The 16514-nt window shown below is 46.1% G+C and carries 15 protein-coding genes; 11 read left to right on the forward strand and 4 right to left on the reverse strand.

All coding sequences use genetic code 11. The features are described from left to right. Positions 1 to 186: 186 nt before the first annotated feature. From ACOJUO_RS01010 to ACOJUO_RS01035, 6 genes are all read left to right on the forward strand, one after another. Complete coding sequence (locus ACOJUO_RS01010) at positions 187 to 1197, forward strand: hypothetical protein (protein WP_422138688.1); 1011 nt, start codon at positions 187 to 189, stop codon at positions 1195 to 1197. A 483-nt stretch (positions 1198 to 1680) separates the two neighbouring features. Then, positions 1681 to 2973 carry an NCS2 family permease gene (locus ACOJUO_RS01015; protein ID WP_422138689.1) on the forward strand — a complete coding sequence of 431 codons (1293 nt, stop codon included), beginning with the start codon at positions 1681 to 1683 and terminating at the stop codon, positions 2971 to 2973. 74 nt (positions 2974 to 3047) lie between these two features. After that, entirely contained in the window at positions 3048 to 4133 is a 1086-nt protein-coding gene (trmA, locus tag ACOJUO_RS01020; RefSeq protein WP_422134849.1) for a tRNA (uridine(54)-C5)-methyltransferase TrmA, read from the forward strand. Between the two features lie 125 nt (positions 4134 to 4258). Beyond that, complete coding sequence (locus tag ACOJUO_RS01025; protein ID WP_422138690.1) at positions 4259 to 5434, forward strand: hypothetical protein; 1176 nt, start codon at positions 4259 to 4261, stop codon at positions 5432 to 5434. Between the two features lie 58 nt (positions 5435 to 5492). Continuing rightward, complete coding sequence (locus tag ACOJUO_RS01030; protein ID WP_422134851.1) at positions 5493 to 6161, forward strand: SanA/YdcF family protein; 669 nt, start codon at positions 5493 to 5495, stop codon at positions 6159 to 6161. A 13-nt stretch (positions 6162 to 6174) separates the two neighbouring features. After that, on the forward strand, positions 6175 to 6945 hold the full coding sequence (locus tag ACOJUO_RS01035) for a substrate-binding periplasmic protein (RefSeq protein ID WP_422138691.1): 771 nt from the start codon (positions 6175 to 6177) through the stop codon (positions 6943 to 6945). Positions 6946 to 6969: 24 nt separating this feature from the next. Here the strand turns inward: ACOJUO_RS01035 and ACOJUO_RS01040 are convergent, their stop codons facing one another. Further along, entirely contained in the window at positions 6970 to 7302 is a 333-nt protein-coding gene (locus tag ACOJUO_RS01040) for an STAS domain-containing protein (RefSeq protein WP_422134853.1), read from the reverse strand. A 455-nt stretch (positions 7303 to 7757) separates the two neighbouring features. Between ACOJUO_RS01040 and ACOJUO_RS01045 the strand changes: the two genes are divergently transcribed. The 3 genes from ACOJUO_RS01045 to ACOJUO_RS01055 are packed head-to-tail and all read left to right on the forward strand — an operon-like array spanning position 7758 to position 11405. Then, complete coding sequence (locus tag ACOJUO_RS01045) at positions 7758 to 9860, forward strand: putative bifunctional diguanylate cyclase/phosphodiesterase (protein ID WP_422138692.1); 2103 nt, start codon at positions 7758 to 7760, stop codon at positions 9858 to 9860. Next, positions 9835 to 10734, forward strand: a complete 900-nt coding sequence (locus ACOJUO_RS01050) for a hypothetical protein (RefSeq protein ID WP_422138693.1) — start codon at positions 9835 to 9837, stop codon at positions 10732 to 10734. Before ACOJUO_RS01045 ends, ACOJUO_RS01050 begins: the two co-directional genes overlap by 26 nt. A gap of 32 nt (positions 10735 to 10766) precedes the next feature. Continuing rightward, on the forward strand, positions 10767 to 11405 hold the full coding sequence (locus tag ACOJUO_RS01055; protein ID WP_422138694.1) for a sugar transferase: 639 nt from the start codon (positions 10767 to 10769) through the stop codon (positions 11403 to 11405). A gap of 20 nt (positions 11406 to 11425) precedes the next feature. Here ACOJUO_RS01055 and ACOJUO_RS01060 read toward each other — a convergent pair whose 3' ends face one another. The 3 genes from ACOJUO_RS01060 to sctC form a co-directional block, all read right to left on the reverse strand. Then, positions 11426 to 11581 (reverse strand): hypothetical protein, encoded by a 156-nt coding sequence (locus tag ACOJUO_RS01060; RefSeq protein WP_422134857.1) that lies wholly within the window; start codon positions 11579 to 11581, stop codon positions 11426 to 11428. Positions 11582 to 11640: 59 nt separating this feature from the next. Next, positions 11641 to 13197 (reverse strand): glycerol-3-phosphate dehydrogenase, encoded by a 1557-nt coding sequence (gene glpD, locus ACOJUO_RS01065; RefSeq protein ID WP_422134858.1) that lies wholly within the window; start codon positions 13195 to 13197, stop codon positions 11641 to 11643. Between the two features lie 163 nt (positions 13198 to 13360). After that, a complete protein-coding gene (gene sctC, locus ACOJUO_RS01070) occupies positions 13361 to 15523 on the reverse strand; it encodes a type III secretion system outer membrane ring subunit SctC (protein ID WP_422138695.1) in 2163 nt (720 codons plus the stop codon). A 254-nt stretch (positions 15524 to 15777) separates the two neighbouring features. Here sctC and ACOJUO_RS01075 point away from each other — a divergent pair, with 254 nt between their 5' ends. Together ACOJUO_RS01075 and ACOJUO_RS01080 are read left to right on the forward strand one after the other, a co-directional pair. Continuing rightward, on the forward strand, positions 15778 to 16149 hold the full coding sequence (locus ACOJUO_RS01075; protein WP_422134860.1) for a hypothetical protein: 372 nt from the start codon (positions 15778 to 15780) through the stop codon (positions 16147 to 16149). A 24-nt stretch (positions 16150 to 16173) separates the two neighbouring features. After that, positions 16174 to 16467, forward strand: coding sequence for a hypothetical protein (locus tag ACOJUO_RS01080; RefSeq protein WP_317145497.1), 294 nt, complete (start codon positions 16174 to 16176; stop codon positions 16465 to 16467). Positions 16468 to 16514 lie beyond the last annotated feature (47 nt).

Below are 16514 nucleotides of genomic sequence, written 5' to 3' on the forward strand. Positions count from 1 at the left end.
CCCGATAAAAAAGTGTAGTAACCCTCTGAGCTTCGGGATTTTCCTACTTTTCTTACCATTACAATGCCACCTCAGCCCGGTATCCCTTAAAACAGTTTTTGAATAGCGCACAATCCCCACTACACAGAAGGAAATCGGCAGGTATAATTGCGCGCCTGTCACCGTCAGTAGAAAGGTCATCCAGCGTTGATTATCTTCACCGTCACTAATAAAGTAACAAAACAAATTTTTGTAGGCTCCACTCGCAATGACCTTGAAAGCCAGTGGGAAAAAATGGTGGCAGCTGCACACCAGGATATGGACTACCCGCTTTACAGAGAAATCCGTATCCACGGCGAAGACGCATTTACCGTGGAGGAGTGGGATAGGGCCGAGTCCCGTGAGGAACTGGCTGAGCTCGAGCAGGACGCGATCGATTTCTTTGGTGCCCATAGCCTCAGAGGCTATAAGACCAGCACGGTAAAAATCCTGCCCAAAAAGAAGCGGCGCCAGCGCAAGTCCAACATTGAAAAAGAGCTGGCCTCCATTTTTGCAGAAATCAATGAAGGTGATTCCAATACACCTCCAAGCCTTGCCATGAAATCCGGCAATGCTGGCAATAAAGCGAATGATGACTCTGCTCAACAGTCAGAAGCCGGTTCGACTGCGCCTGCTCAGGCCGCTCAACACTCAGCTGCTGAGCCTGTGTCTGCGCCAGCTGTACCCAGCCCGACTCCAGACTCAACCGGGATCAAGGTTGTCCAGTCCGAAAAAGAAAAGCCAAAGCCTGAACCAACCCAGTCTGCGGGCTCCAGGGCCAATGCGATGGTTCAGTTGAGCAGCATTGAAATGAGCGATGACATCACAGCCCAGCTGGCTGCGATTACTGCCGCTGCCGACGCCTGCCTGGCCGGTGACAGCGACGCCCTGAGTCAACTGGATGTTCAGTCTGAACCTGCAGTTAAAGAAAGCTCTCAACCGCCAGAAACCACTGAGCCAGAGCCAGCAGCCATTATTGAAACAGAGGTCGTTGCTGCTGACCCCATCTGCCCGAAAGAGCTTCGCATACGTGAGGCTATTGAACGCCACAGAAAACAACGCGCACAACGCAGTGCTGAAAGTCAGGAGAACGAAAGAAGAAAAATGGCCGAAACCCTGGCAAAACTCAATGCCAGAATTCAGGAAATGCAAACAGGGAAGCTGGCAGCAGTAGCCTGATCGCTACCAGAGTCGACTCTATTGGGGTCGACTCGGTTGTCATTTTTGAAACGGCAGCAGAGAATTCAATACGGTTTCTGCAAACTCGCCCGTAAAAATACCTGAAACACTTCAAAATATAGTGACAAGACTGGTCAAATTTGCGCCATATCGAATATCCGATATTCAGGGCAGGCACTATCAATTTAACCACAACTTCTGTGGATAACCCTGTTAATTGCTCACATCATCCTGAACTAACCCCGTCAGTCACGGGCCTTCCAGCAAAGTGGGCATTATTTGCTCACAAAAAATCCAGACTACCAGATATGGGGGTATAAAAGAAAACGAGCACAAGACAGCACTTTACCCACAAAGATCAACCTAAGAAATCTCCACCATAAACCGTGATTTATCGAAAAAATAACGATACCACTCCCATATTCTAACCGACCGTAAAAATCGTTATCATCGGGGGTTTTTACTCCCGAGTGAAACCTCAGCATGTTAGAACGGCTATTCAAACTGAAAGAACATCACACCGATGTTAAGACAGAAGTGCTGGCAGGCATTACTACATTCCTGACCATGGCTTACATTATTTTTGTAAACCCAAGCATGCTGGCCACCACCGGTATGGATCAGGGGGCCGTTTTTGTTGCTACCTGTCTGGCTGCTGCTATCGGCTGTATGATCATGGGCTTTTATGCTAATTACCCTATTGCTCTTGCTCCTGGTATGGGTCTCAATGCCTTCTTCGCCTTCACCGTTGTAGGTCAAATGGGTTATAGCTGGCAGGTAGCACTGGGGGCGGTTTTTCTTTCAGGTGTCTGCTTTTTCGCATTGAGTGTCTTCAAGATTCGTGAGTGGATTATCAACAGCATTCCTCTCTCTTTGCGAGGTGGTATTGCTGCGGGTATTGGGCTCTTCCTGGGCTTTATTGCTCTGCAGAATGCCGGCATTATCGTTGGCGACCCGGCCACACTGGTAACACTGGGAGATATGAATTCCTGGAGCGCCATTATGGCATCCATTGGCTTCGCCCTGATTGTGGCTCTTTACTACCGCAATGTCACCGGCTCAGTCATGATTGGCATTCTGGCCATTACCGTCATCAGCCTTGTAGTCGGCAAAGTAGAGATGAATGGTGTGTTTTCCATGCCTCCCAGCGTCGCCCCGACATTTCTGCAACTGGATATTGCCGGAGCATTGGAAGTCGGCATGATCAGCATTATTTTCTCTTTCCTGTTTGTTGACCTCTTTGATACCTCAGGCACATTGGTTGCCGTAGCGCAAAAAGGCGACCTGCTGGACAAAGACGGTAAATTCCCTCGTCTGGGCAGAGCTCTGATGGCAGATTCCATGGCCAGTATGGCAGGGGCCGGACTGGGTACTTCAACCACTACCAGCTATGTTGAAAGTACTGCCGGGATTTCAGTGGGTGGCCGGACAGGCCTGACCGCTGTTGTTGTTGGCATACTGTTCCTGGGATGCCTGTTCCTTTCCCCTCTGGCAGCCGTAGTGCCTGCCTACGCAACCGCCCCTGCTCTGATCTTCATAGCCGTTTTGATGACTCACAGTATGTTCCAGATTGACTGGGACGATCTGACAGAAGCTGCTCCAGTGGTTATTGCAGCTGTTTCCATGCCTCTGAGTTACTCGATCACAACCGGTATTGCCTTTGGTTTTATCTCCTATACCGCCATCAAACTCCTGAGTGGTCGTGCAAAAGACCTTAATAGTGCACTGATTGTTCTATCTCTGCTGTTCACCGCTAAGCTGGTGATATTCAATTAATGAACTGAAAACCAGTTTTCATCTCTTCGAAAGCGGCCCATAATATGGGCCGTTTTTATTTATCGAAGAGCATCATGTCATTAGCCGTAGTAGAGCCTGAAAAGTACGAAGCCCAGCTGAGCGAGAAGGTAAGCCTTACCCGAGAAGAATTTAAGACTTTTGATGTTCCTGAACTGGAAGTTTTCAGATCCCGGCCTCAGCATTACAGAATGCGGGCAGAGTTTCGCATCTGGCATGAGCAAGAACGCAGCTACTACCGAATGTTTGACCCTGAGACCAGACAGCCTTTCAACGTCGACCAGTTTCCTGCAGGCACAAAGCGTATCAATGAATTAATGATGCCGCTGATGAGAGACATCGAGCAGCAGGAGGTCCTGCGAAAAAGGCTTTTCCAGCTGGAATTTCTGACAACCCAGACCGGTGAGGCTCTGATCAGTATGCTTTACCACAAACCGCTGAATGATGAGTGGAGGGCTTCGGCGGAGAAATTACAGTTTTCTCACAATATTCGCATCATCGGTCGTGCCAGAAAGCAGAAAATAGTCCTGGATCGGGATTACGTTGTCGAAACCCTTAATGTGTTGGGTAAAAACTACCAATACACTCAGGTCGAGAATAGTTTCACTCAACCCAACGCCGGAGTTAATGAGCATATGCTTGGCTGGGCCAGTGATGTCTGTAGTGGTCTGAAAGGGGATCTGCTCGAGCTTTATTGCGGAAACGGCAATTTCACTTGTGTCCTGGCCAATCACTTTGACAAAGTTTTGGCAACAGAGATATCCAAAACATCAGTGAACTCTGCTCATGACAACTTTGAGCTTAATGCCATCGAGAATGTTCAGATAGCCCGTTTATCCAGCGAAGAGTTCACTCAGGCAATGAATCGTGAGAGATTGTTCAGACGCTTGCAAGACATTGATCTGGACAGCTATGACGTATCCACCATCCTGGTAGATCCTCCCAGGGCTGGCCTTGATGAAGGCACTGAAGCCCTGGTTCAAAAGTTCGACAATATTGTCTACATTTCTTGTAACCCTGACACACTGAAGAAGAATCTGGAAAAGATCACCCTAACTCATAGTGTGCAACGTATAGCCCTTTTTGATCAGTTCCCTTATACCCATCATCGCGAAATGGGTGTATTCCTGATGCGAAAATAATTCCCTGAAAGGCCAAAAAGCAACCAGCTGCTGACCTTTCCTTAAACGGAATTCTGTACCAGACTGTTAGCCTCCCTGTTTCAAAAGCAGATAAAACCAGTAACGGGGATTCTAACGGAGACAGAATGAAAAACTATGCAGACTCTCTTTGTGCGCTGTTTGTTTGTTTCTTTATAAACATTTTCAGCTCCAATGCACTGGCAACAGAAAACATTGATCTTCTTTTGGTCGCTTATGATCAAGGGGAAAGTAATGCTTTTAAACAGCTTGAAAAAGCCCTGAAGAAGCGAGGTATTAACTACCGCATTTTATCGATTGGCAGGGCCGCAGAAATCTTCCGGAATCACCCGCTCAACCTTACCATTTCTGTACCTGATCCAGAGCAGCTCAGGAACAATCGGGAAACAGTCTGGCCCAAAAGCGCTCTCATTGAGTTATCGAAACGTATTAGGCCTAAGATCGTTTATTCCGGAATGGCCAGTGCTGTACAGGCCCAGATTCTCAATCATATGAAGCAAGGTGGCAGCTTCACTCTGGCTTTCTATGATAATTTTGATCCCATTACCAACAAGGAATATGTGCAGGCATTTCTGGAAACAATTCGAACGCTTGATGAATTCCATATTCCCACTTCTGCAACCGCAGTAAGCTTCAAAGATCTTGTATTTTGCCCCAATCCCCTCTATGTAGTAATTGGGCAACCGGCGCTTGAGGCTTGGGATGATATTTACCGACAAACGGATAACCGATCTGTCCGCCTTGAACTAAACATTGGTCCCAATGAGCCTGTTGCAGTATTCGCCGGTGGTTATGACGACACCTATGAAGAGTATTTCAGAATCTTTATTGAAGCCACCCGAAAGCTGCCGTCCGTGACCTTTCTGGTCACCCATCACCCTAAGACCAGTGGTGAGGTCGAGCGACGCTGGATTAAGGAAAGAGGTACCGGGAATGTTCGATTAGTGGAAAATAATCGCCATTCTACCGCTGCTCTCACAAAAATGTCTGTTGCTGTTATGGTCCATAAATCCTCTATTGGAACGATGGCACGCTATAAGGGAAAACCTGTTATTTACATTGCTGAACCAGGAACAGACAACTTTCTGATCCGCGAAAAGGCAGCCTTTCTGGCTTCTACTCCGGAAGAAGTGGTCAAAAAGTTTCAGTCTGCCATTGCCAGCGATAACCAGGTTCCCTCACTGGAGTCGCTGGGTATACCCGATCAGCCTTCATTGTCTATTGCCATCGAAATCGAGACTATTTTGGAGGATATGAGACGATCAGAGTCCGATACACTTTAACCAGCAGGATGATTATGGTTAACTGTCTCTGAATTCCTTATTTTACGGAGACTTCCGAATGCAGGGCAGGCCGACCCGCCTAAAGGTTGTTACTGGCTTGTTTGCTGGAGCTGTGATAGGACTCATTTCCCTGATCGCTATCGCCAACTGGCTGGTCAATACCAAAACCAGCTCGCGGCTTTATAACAATGTAGAAAGCATTCCATACAATAAAGTCGGTGTTCTGCTCGGCACCAGTAAGTACTCTCGTGAAGGCGGGTTTAACAACCATTATGCTCTCAGGCTCAAGACTGCCTATCTTCTCTACACCCGGGACAAGATCGATTATATTTTGATCAGCGGCGACAATGGAACACCTTATTATGATGAGCCGAGCACCATCCGAAAGGACCTTTTGAAAATGGGCATTCCTGCCGAAAGGATCTACAGGGATTATGCAGGTTTTCGAACCCTGGACTCCATTATCAGGGCAAAGTTTGTCTTCGGGCTTGATACGTTCACCATAATTTCCCAGACCTATCACAATAAACGGGCACTCTATATCGCCCAGAATAAAGAAATTAATGCTATTGCTTTTAACGCTGGTGACGGGGCCGATAGTGACCTGAGCAATAAGGCCAGAGAGATCCTTGCAAGAGTTCTGGCCGTCCTGGAAGTTCACTGGTTAAACACTGGCCCCAAGTACCTGGGCCCAACGATCGATATTGGTAATACACCTCCGACATAGAACCAGACCTGAAATGCGACTGATTATCAACAAAAAAAACAACAAAAAAAAGACAGGCATACATTTTTTGGCTTTCTGCCTGCTTCTACCCAGCACTCTCGCTCTGGCCGATCAAAACAGGATCACTATTTCAACAGGGATGTATCCGACAGATTACCCTCCTCTTTCATGGAAAGATGGAAGAAAAGGCATTGTGCAGAAAACCCTTGAAGCCATCAGCGAGCGGAGCGACTTTGACTTCACGGAAGAGTACTACCCTTTCAACCGTATCATTTACAAGGTAGGCAATGGCAGCCTGGATCTGCAAGCCTGGAGCTCCCCCCAGTGGCGAGAAGGCGTTTCCGGGAAAGTTTACTTTACCGAACCTTTTGCAGAGCACTGTGAAATCATTGTGCAGTTACAAGGCAGTAAACTGGAAGTAAACCAACCTGGCGACCTTCAGGGAAAGCGACTTGGGGTGGTGCAGAACTATACCTTTAAGACTTTTGAACCTTACTTCCAATCCGGAGAAGTGATTCGCCACAACTCCAGGGATGAAGTGCACGCTCTGAAGCTTCTGGAGAAAGGCCGAAATGATGCAGCACTGATGGACGAAATGGTAGCACGCCACCTCATTAAAACCCGGTTCGCGGGTTTGTTTGTGACAGGGAAAACATTCGACTGTGTTCCTGTGACATTCATGTTCAGTAAGTCTGCTGAAAAGCACGGAATAAAGATCAACAGGATTCTTCAAAAGTTAAAGTCAGAAGGTGTCATAGATCAGATAATAAAAATGTATCGATAAAGGATAACGACGTCCTAAAATTCCTTAGAGATTGGACAAGTAATCGTCTAAATCACTAAATTGCCTGATCGTTTTATTAATTTGTAACATGCTCAGAAGCTCGTCCGTCTTAGCATTTACACCTACCAAGGTAAGCTTTCTTTTTTCAATTTTTAAACGCTTATAAAGAAAGACCAATACACCAATACCAGAAGAATCAAACTTTTCAACAGAACTCATGTCTATAATCAAATCACCTGAGCAATCTTTGATCAGGTGATCGAGTTGAGATCTTAAACCATTAACGGTTTCAGCATTAAATTGACCTTTCAGTGAGATGACATCATATGACTGAGCGTGCGAGATTGAGTAATCCATTACTTCCTACTCCTTAACTTTACTCCTGACTTTCAACAGCGAAGAACCAGACATTTTTTACAAGTTCTATTCTCATAATAGACAAGCCGTAGCCTAAAAGATGAACACATCTATATCCTTTGGCAATAACAAAACAAGCTCAAAATAACACTTCCCAATCAAAATACTCTTTTGCCAACTTGCCATCGTTTTTTTAAAGAAAAAACAAATAAAAAACCTTCCGACAATTATTTTACCTGATAAAAAGCTAATTAAAATTGTGTTTAAGGATTACAATTTTGTATTAGTAAACTGCTCTCAACTTCCTATAGTTAATTTCACAAGGAAATAAAAAACTCTTAAGCCAACATTTGTTTGCTCACTAGTTGCTTTCCTCTTTTTTTAATACATAGCCAACCTCGTTGAAGTCTGTCGTTGAAAACGTTCTATGGATGGCGTCAAAAAAGTCAAAGAATATGGAAACCAGCACAAGCATTGATGCTAAGCAACGCTTATCTGCCAAATTGCTAAAAGCTGTTCTAATGGCAGCCTGTGTGCTGGGTATTTCGATCAGCTGTGTTCAGATTTTCTTTGATGCCCGCCAGTCCAGCAAAAGCATTGACTCGGAAGCCTGGCAAATGCTGTCTATGATCAGGGAACCCTCCATTCAGGCCGCCCACAGAATGGAACCCACAATGGGCGAAGAGATTCTTTTCGGGTTAATGGAGCATCAGGCAGTTCACATCGCGGCGATCAAAATACCCAATGAACCTGAACTTGCTGTTATAAAGCGTGACCTATCCAAATCAGGGTATCGCTATTTTTCAGACTATCTATTTGAACCTGTTCGAATTTATCGTATTCCTCTGTACAAAAAAGAACCCGTTCATGAACATTACGGCGAGCTCTTTTTGGCCATTGATACGGCTCACCATGGCCAGGAGTTCATTCAGCGCTCAGTGATAGTAATGGTCAGCGGTATTTTCAGAGCTATTGCAATGGCATTCTTGCTCTACCTGATCTATTCATTGATTCTTACTAAACCTCTGAACCGTTTGATCAGAAACCTGTCTCAGATTAACCCGGACGCTCCCGGCTCTCATAAACTGCGCATCCCAAATGGCCATCAGAACAATGAGCTCGGTCTTTGGGTTAGAACAGCCAATCAGCTACTGGAATCAATAGAACGAAACCTGAACCTGAGACAGAAAGCTGAGGCTCAGATCATGAGACTGTCTCAGTATGACTATTTAACCCGCCTGCCAAACAGAAGAACCTTGCAGAAGCACTTGCAGAGCATGATCAATAAACCCGGGAGCTCTGATAACAATATTGCCATTCTCTGTCTCGGCCTTGATGATTTCAAATCACTAAATGCCCATTTCAATTTCAATGCGGCAGAGCATGCACTGGTCAAAATTGCAGATCGTCTGAGAAACCATATTGGTAATAGAGGCTTCATCGGTAAGCTTGGAGAGGATCAGTTTGCAATCATTCTTTCTAAAATCGCCCAACCGTATACAGCGGCTGAAACGGCTCAGGCACTTCTGAAACAGCTGGCAACCCCCATTACAGTGAATGATGAAAAGATAACCATTAACGGAACTGTTGGTATCACGTTATTTCCTGACGATGGTCAGCAAGTGGATAATCTCTTGCAGCAGGCTGAATTCGCCATGATTATGGCCAAGTCCAGAAATCAGAACCGCTACCAATTTTATATTGCCTCCGTTGATACCGAGATCCGGCAGCGCAAGAAACTTGAAAGGGATCTTCATGAAGCTCTGAAGCATCATGAACTCAGTCTGGTGTATCAACCACAGATTGATTTCAAAACTTCCCGGATGGTGGGTGCAGAGGCTTTACTTCGTTGGAAACATCCTGAGAAGGGACTTATTTCACCGGAAATGTTTATCCCTATGGCAGAAGATAATCTGGAAATTATTCCTATAGGTGACTGGGTGCTTGAATCGGCATGCCAACAGCTCCATGAATGGCATAAAACAGAGTTCCATGATCTGAGAATCGCCGTGAACCTTTCTGCCATTCAGCTAAGAGACAAAAATATCGTTGATCGCATCAAATACCTGTTAAAAAAATATCAGATTCCCCCCCAGTTGCTGGAAATTGAAGTGACTGAGACCTCCATAATGGAAGATATTGAGCTTTCCTCTGAACAGCTCAATAACATCAAGGCAACGGGCATTACCCTTGCAATGGATGATTTCGGCACAGGCTACTCCTCATTAAGTTACCTGAAACAGTTTCCATTCGATAAATTGAAAATAGATAAATCCTTTGTCGAAGGGCTACCAGGAAATAAGGAAAACACCGTTATCGTTGAAGCCATTATTCAACTGGGTCGCAGCTTTGGCATTAAAGTCATCGCCGAAGGTGTTGAAAACAAAGAGCAGGAAACACACCTTATCAAGTCAGGTTGCACAGAAGGCCAGGGGTACTTTTACAGCAAACCCCTTGCGGATCAGGAATTTGCTGAATTTTTAAGAAACTGGAAAAACAAATCTGCTAGCTCCAGGAAAAGGACATTCCCCAATGAACCCGACGTCGACAAGCACTGAAGAAACCACTCGTGCCATTGAGCGCTACCTGACCGACAACCCTGGCGATGAGTCACTGAATGCACTTGGCATGACGGCAGATGGGCGGATTGTCCGGTTGGCCGAGCATGATGAATGCCAACGGCTGGAACTGCATCAGATGCTTGAACAACAGCTCGGAACGCTAATGCCCCCGGAGTTAGATCAGTCGATAAGGGAGCGGATGATTGAGAACGCACTAAAAACTGGCGTTCAGACCCTGGGTGAATATAAGAAGAAGATTCGTCGGGACCGGCAAATCCGAAATAGGTTAGAGACTTTGAAGGCTGATTATGCCGCTCAATTTGCCATCATGCACGAACGGACCGAAACGAAAGTGGGCCGAAAGGGAGAGACCGAAACCGGTGGTTGCGGGTCAATCTATGGTATAGCAGATTGGGATTATCACTTCAGTAATGAGTTTACCCGGACGCATTGGAAATTCATGAGCAATTTCAAACGTGGAACTAATGTCGCCAGAGATTTTTTCATGAGTAACGTGATTACGTACCAGCTTGAATGGACTTTTCTGGACAAACGCTGGCTTCTGGAACTGCCAACAGCCATTGAACGCTGCAAAATTGTCAATAATGTGACTCTCGATGTTTTGCGCCATCATCATCAGGATTACAGCACCGAAAGCTTTCGCAAAGACTTTCTGGAAACCACCCATAATGGCAAGAGCACTGTAAGAGTCGCGCAGGACCTGGGACTTAAAATTGGTGGCCTGACCGTGACTTACTGTGACAAGCCCGTCAAAGCAGTCAATCTCGATGCACTATTTAATGCCCGAAGAGAAAAGACCTTTTCTGTGATTGTGCACGTTTATCCGGCCCCCTCGATTTACGATGTATGAAATGAAAGCCGAAGCTAAAAGGGAGTCGAACCGTGAAAGGAGTCACCTATGTTCACCCGCTTACCACTCTCGGTAAAAGAGCAATGGATTTGGCCTTAGCAGTGATCGGCATTATTTTTACACTGCCTCTTTACCCCTTCATTGCTTTAATGATCAAACTGGACAGTCCTGGTCCGGTTTTTTATCGTCAGATGCGTATTGGCTATCAGAGCAAAAACTATGTCTGTCTCTTTCTGATGAACCGGTTCAGAACCATGAGCGTCGATAAAGAAGCCCAAAGTGATCCTGTCCGGACGACGAAGAATGAACTCCGAGTCACCAAGGCAGGTCTTTTTCTTCGCAGGACCCGTCTGGATAAATTACCTCAACTCTGGAATGTTCTCATGGGCGATATGTCCATCGTCGGTCCCAAACCTGAGCGCCTTGGAATCTGCCATAAGCTGGAAGACAACATCCCCTTTTATACCGAAAGAACCTATGATGTTATCCCCGGAATGACCGGACTGGCTCAGGTAAACCTGAGTTGCGACGAAACCCTCTATGATCTGAGAAACAGAGTCGCTTATGACCATGCCTATGCGCTGTCTTTGAGCAACCCTGCTGACTGGCTAAAGATGGACGTTAGCATCCTGCTCAAAACTCTTTGGGTTATGGCAACGGGCAAGCGGTAACCACCATCAAACTAATGACCTCAATAATTCAGATGGTTCGCTACCAGTATGTCCAGTGCTCTGCGCATTCCTTCCCGGCCATGCACCTCAGTTTGGAAAGGGTCGGCCAGAGGCTTCTGAAGCAGTGAACACCCTATCCCTTCCAGTGCTTCACGCTCCTTTGGCCACAAGAGCACATGAGGATAGACCCCTTTTGTGTAAGAAAGGTGGCTGATGTCTCCACCTTTACACGACTTTATACCACTTTCTTCAGTAATGAGCCGTTATCGATAAATCGATCCGGAATCAGTTCAGGTAACCTTTTTGTAAGATAGGCTTCCAGTTTGGTCTTGCCGGTTTTATCCAGCTCAATGCCCAGCTTGCTTCGACGCCAGATGATATCTTCAACCTGGTAAGCCCACTCATGCTCAATCAGATAATCAACCTCAGCGGCATAGAGACCGGCACCGAAATACTCTCCCAAATCGTCCAATGAACGACTCTCTCCCATCAAACGACGACTCAGGCTTCCATAAGTTCTACTGAAGCGGGAAGCGATCTCTGGAGGCAGCCAGGGGTAAGCATTGCAAAGCTCTTCGGTACAGTCCTGAACACTCTTGAACCCTTCACTGCCCGGCAGCTGACAGGCTTTGGTCCAGCTTTCACCCATAACAGGGAAATAAGGCTTAAGTTTGCCAATAGCCGCTTCAGCCAGCTTACGATAGGTCGTGAGTTTACCGCCAAAGATAGAAAGCAACGGCGCCTTGCCGTCCTGATCTTCCAGCTCCATGGTGTAGTCACGGGTAATCGCCTGGGGAGAGTCTGATTCATCTTCACAGAGTGGCCGCACTCCAGAGTAATCCCAAACAACGTCATTCAGTGAGATCTGTTGTTTAAAGTGTTTGTTCACGATATCACAAAGATAACGTTTTTCATCTTCAGAGCAGCATACATCAGCAGGATCACCCTTATACTCAACGTCGGTGGTACCCACCAATGAATATTGGTCCAGATAAGGAATGACGAAAACAATCCGGTTATCTTCGTTCTGCAAAATATAAGCACGTGGCTCTTCGTGAATACGAGGAACAATGATATGACTGCCTTTGATCAAACGAATTTTACGCGGGGATCTTTGCTTCAGCCCCTCATCAAAGAAAGATTGAACCCAAGGGCCGGCCGCATTCAGCAGGGCACGACTTCGAACAATAGACTCTTCTCCAGTGATCTCGTCACGAAGAGTAATATGCCAGACGCCATCTTTTCGTTCCGCATGCAATGCCTGAGTGCGAGTTCGAACTTCCCCACCTTTTCTCTGAAGCTCCATAGCATTCAGAACGACCAGACGGGCATCATCTACCCAGGCATCAGAATATTCGAAGCCTTTTCTGAAGTCTTCCCTGAGTGCAGAATCCTTGCCAAACCTGAGAGACTTTGATCCCTTCAGAGAAAACCGGGCACTGAGGTTGTCATAGAGAAAGAGCCCGGCACGAATCATCCAGGCGGGTCTCAGATGCGGTCTGTGAGGCAGACAAAAGCGCATGGGAGAAGCAATGTGAGGAGCCATTTTAAGCAGAACTTCTCTCTCTGCCAGCGCTTCCCTGACCAGTCGGAACTCATAATGCTCCAGATATCTGAGACCACCATGAATCAGCTTGCTGCTGGCTGATGAGGTGGCACCGGCCAGATCGGACTTCTCGCACAGACCTACTTTCAGGCCCCTGCCTGCTGCATCTACGGCAATGCCTACACCATTGATACCACCACCAATCACGTAGATGTCAAAGAGATCCCCTGTCTGCACCTGTTTCATTTCACTCACACCCAAAACGAATATTTACGAATACTTATAAACTATAGTGAACTTAATAGTACAAAAAAAACCAATACATTTACCAATTCGGACAAATACGAATATACAGGTGACTCATAACGGGGCAACAACACAAATAGGAAGGGTGCAGGAAGACCTTAGATCAGGCTCCTGCACCAAGAATGCGAGGGGTTATCAGGAACAGGCGCATTTGGCTGATGTTTTGCTTCTTATCGGCACGGAACAAGCGACCAAGAACAGGTATATCGCCAAGTACCGGAACTTTAGTCGTCTTCTGATCCTGACTTTCTTTATAGAAGCCACCAATCAGCAAACTTTCATTTTCGTTTACGATTGCTTGTGTACTAATCGAGCTGTTACTGACCCTGGGCAGGGAAAGGTTCTGGTCGTTGGAATCTCCTCCATCCTGAATATTCACACTCATATGGATCCGACGACCCATCTCCTCTTTGACAATTCTGGGGGTAACCTGAACAACGGTTCCCGAAGTAACGGGGAACAGTTCTGCATCTTCCTGGCTGGCCACCTGAACATAAAAGGTACTGCTGTTATCGAAGACTGCCTCCAGATTGTCCAGTGTAAGAATGGAAGGTTTGGAAACAACTTTGGCTCGACCTTCATCCTCCAATAGACTGAGTCGAGCATTAAAACTGCCAATGTTCATACCCAGAACAGTCGTAAATGAAGAGAAGTCATCAGCATAGGCAGAAGAACCCGGATCAAAAGTAATTTCAGAATTCGTTCCACGGGTATTGTTCCAGTCAACACCCAGCGCTTCTATGTCGGCTGTATTAACATCAATAATGGAGACGCTGACCTCGACCTGGGAAGAAGGTTTGTCCAGAGATTCAATAAGGCCTTCATACATGACCATCTTGGACTCCAGATCATGGACAATAATGGCATTCAGCCTCGGATCTGCACTAATGTAAGCCCCTTCTATATAGGCACCGGCATTCAATGCTTCTTCGGGCTGCCGGGACTGCTGTTTATTCTGAGCACCATTGCGAACAACACCCTTTGCGGGCTGCATTGCAAGTGGTTCAACAGGCTTACGTTCAACGCTGGCAACCCCTCCTCCACTGACGATGTTTCTTAACAGGCTAGCTACTCCGGGAACAACAATCTGCTGACCTCTGAAATTGAAACTTTTATCGGTAGCCCAAGCGTACTTGAGTCTGAACATACGCACTGTCAGTTTACTCTTCTGCCGTTCCCCCTCTTTATCATCGAGTAACTCAGCCGTTTGCCCCACTATTTCAATGTATCTTGGTGGTCCGGATACATAGATCAGGCCATCTTTTGGCTGTTCTTTCCAGAAAAAGCGACCATCCCAGACACCCACTTTTTTAAGTGTTTTCTTGAAGTCCCGGGTACTCATGTATTCTAGGCTGATGATCTTTTGCTCAGCTGAACTGCCACTGTAAATGTAGAGTGAGTGGCCATCAAAATACCAGATAAACCCGTAAATATTAGCCATGTGATCCAAAAAATCGACGGGCGTCAGTGGACCAATCTTGCCGTTCACTTCTCCTATAACATCTTCAGAGATAACGATTGGAACATAGTAACTGGCAGCAAAGTTCTGTAATGCCTCAAGCAGATCTTCACCACTGCCATAGAAGGAATAAGGACGGTCCCCAAAGACAGCCAGGGCTGGAGAGTCTGAATCTTTTACGTCCTCCTCCAATTCTTCCAATAATGCCTTGCTGGTCGCCTCAATACTTTTCATCTGTTTGACCGCAGACTCAGAACTATCTTGTTCCCTGGATGATGCTTCAACTTCCAGAGGAATATCAAAGCCAACCCTGACTTCGGGCTGTGGAGCCTTTCGCACATAGTTGTAGTCGATATTTTCGATACCTGTCGTTTGTTTCTGACCACCCATCCACTGCTGCAACCTGAAATATTCCTCTTCATCAGGTCTGGATCTTGACGGAGGAAACGCAGTTGCATCCAGAGCCTGAACCGGAGGCTCTGCTGGCCGGGTTGTCAGAAACCCGGGCTCAACATATTCGGTAGAATTATCTGGAAGGTATATGGTTTGTCCCACCATCAGATTTGAAGGGTTGTTAATATTGTTCAACTCAGCCAGCTCATGGAGCTCAAAACCATAATTCTGAGCAATGATGAAGAGCGATTCACCAGGGCGCACAATATGCCTTCGAGTAGTGTCAGATTGGGAAACGGAAGACCAGACCGCCGCCTGAGAATTGGACGACAACAAGCCAGCAAAAAGTATTTGGCTTAACAAAGCCAGAGCAGGCAACAAAATCAGCCAGAGCTTTAGATTTTTTGAGCCCATTTGAAGAGTGCCTCCATGCCCATCCTCTAAACAACCCAGTAATAAAGGTATTAACGGCTAAATAAACTTTTTACAATTAATATTTTATTTTTTTATAACTATTTTGAATACACAACAGAATAAGACCAGTGTATCCAAGATTACCCATCAATTCTAATCATTTACACAGTTTTAGAGCCAGTGCTACGGTTTACTGTCATCCAGCCGATGCTAAAACGAAGATAATCAATTCATCTAAATAGAGGCTGTGCATTATGGACGTGTCTTTTAAAAACGGTCTTTCGGGGATTTCATTCATCAATAATGATTTCATTGATAAAGATTTTCCGAAAAACAAGTCTTCTTTTAAACCCTCCGGCAAGGGTATTTCAGCCGAGCTCTGGAAAGCCCTTGAACTGGGTCGTAACTACCAGAATCGTGAAAAAAAATACGCGCTCGGCCTGACTGAAAAGACTCCTTCACTCTCCCCTGATGAACATCACATGATGACGGATATGGCCATGAGCCTTCTAAGTAAACACGCTGAAGAATGGCCCGAAGCAAAAGCAGCTCTGGCCGTATTAAAAGAGTCAAAAGAATTGCAGGAATACCTGACCATGACACGAAACGTTCTGGTCGCAGGCTAATAGCAACAATAGGGAGGAGAAACCATGAATAGGCCATTAAGACAGTGGTTACTGGCTCAGGCCTCTTATTATATGGAGTATCTACAGCCACGAAAGTCGATCGCTTTGTTGGAAGCCGTTAGACGATTTGAGCCCAAAAATCCCGATGTTTATCGAATGCTCAGCTACGCCTACCTGCAAACGGATCGACCTGAAGATTCCATCAAGGCCGCCGATACTTTTCTGCAGTACGCGAAGCCTGGAATGGATACCCGGGCTATTAAATGGATCAAGGGGCGAGCACTGCTCAAAAAGAGAAAGAAAGCTGCTGTAAAATAATCTCTTGCTTGACCAGACTGCTCTCTCCTGCAAACAGACTGGTCATA

The organism is Endozoicomonas sp. ALC020, assembly GCF_049275935.1.
Taxonomy (GTDB): Bacteria; Pseudomonadota; Gammaproteobacteria; order Pseudomonadales; family Endozoicomonadaceae; genus Endozoicomonas_A.

Coding starts and splice junctions, on each gene's coding strand:
- ACOJUO_RS01025 (WP_422138690.1), top strand. CDS start 4,259: ATGAAAAACTATGCAGACTCTCTTTGTGCGCTGTTTGTTTGTTTCTTT.
- sctC (WP_422138695.1), bottom strand. CDS start 15,523: ATGGGCTCAAAAAATCTAAAGCTCTGGCTGATTTTGTTGCCTGCTCTG.
- glpD (WP_422134858.1), bottom strand. CDS start 13,197: ATGAAACAGGTGCAGACAGGGGATCTCTTTGACATCTACGTGATTGGT.
- ACOJUO_RS01045 (WP_422138692.1), top strand. CDS start 7,758: ATGGAAACCAGCACAAGCATTGATGCTAAGCAACGCTTATCTGCCAAA.
- trmA (WP_422134849.1), top strand. CDS start 3,048: ATGTCATTAGCCGTAGTAGAGCCTGAAAAGTACGAAGCCCAGCTGAGC.
- ACOJUO_RS01075 (WP_422134860.1), top strand. CDS start 15,778: ATGGACGTGTCTTTTAAAAACGGTCTTTCGGGGATTTCATTCATCAAT.
- ACOJUO_RS01015 (WP_422138689.1), top strand. CDS start 1,681: ATGTTAGAACGGCTATTCAAACTGAAAGAACATCACACCGATGTTAAG.
- ACOJUO_RS01035 (WP_422138691.1), top strand. CDS start 6,175: ATGCGACTGATTATCAACAAAAAAAACAACAAAAAAAAGACAGGCATA.
- ACOJUO_RS01050 (WP_422138693.1), top strand. CDS start 9,835: ATGAACCCGACGTCGACAAGCACTGAAGAAACCACTCGTGCCATTGAG.
- ACOJUO_RS01030 (WP_422134851.1), top strand. CDS start 5,493: ATGCAGGGCAGGCCGACCCGCCTAAAGGTTGTTACTGGCTTGTTTGCT.
- ACOJUO_RS01040 (WP_422134853.1), bottom strand. CDS start 7,302: ATGGATTACTCAATCTCGCACGCTCAGTCATATGATGTCATCTCACTG.
- ACOJUO_RS01080 (WP_317145497.1), top strand. CDS start 16,174: ATGAATAGGCCATTAAGACAGTGGTTACTGGCTCAGGCCTCTTATTAT.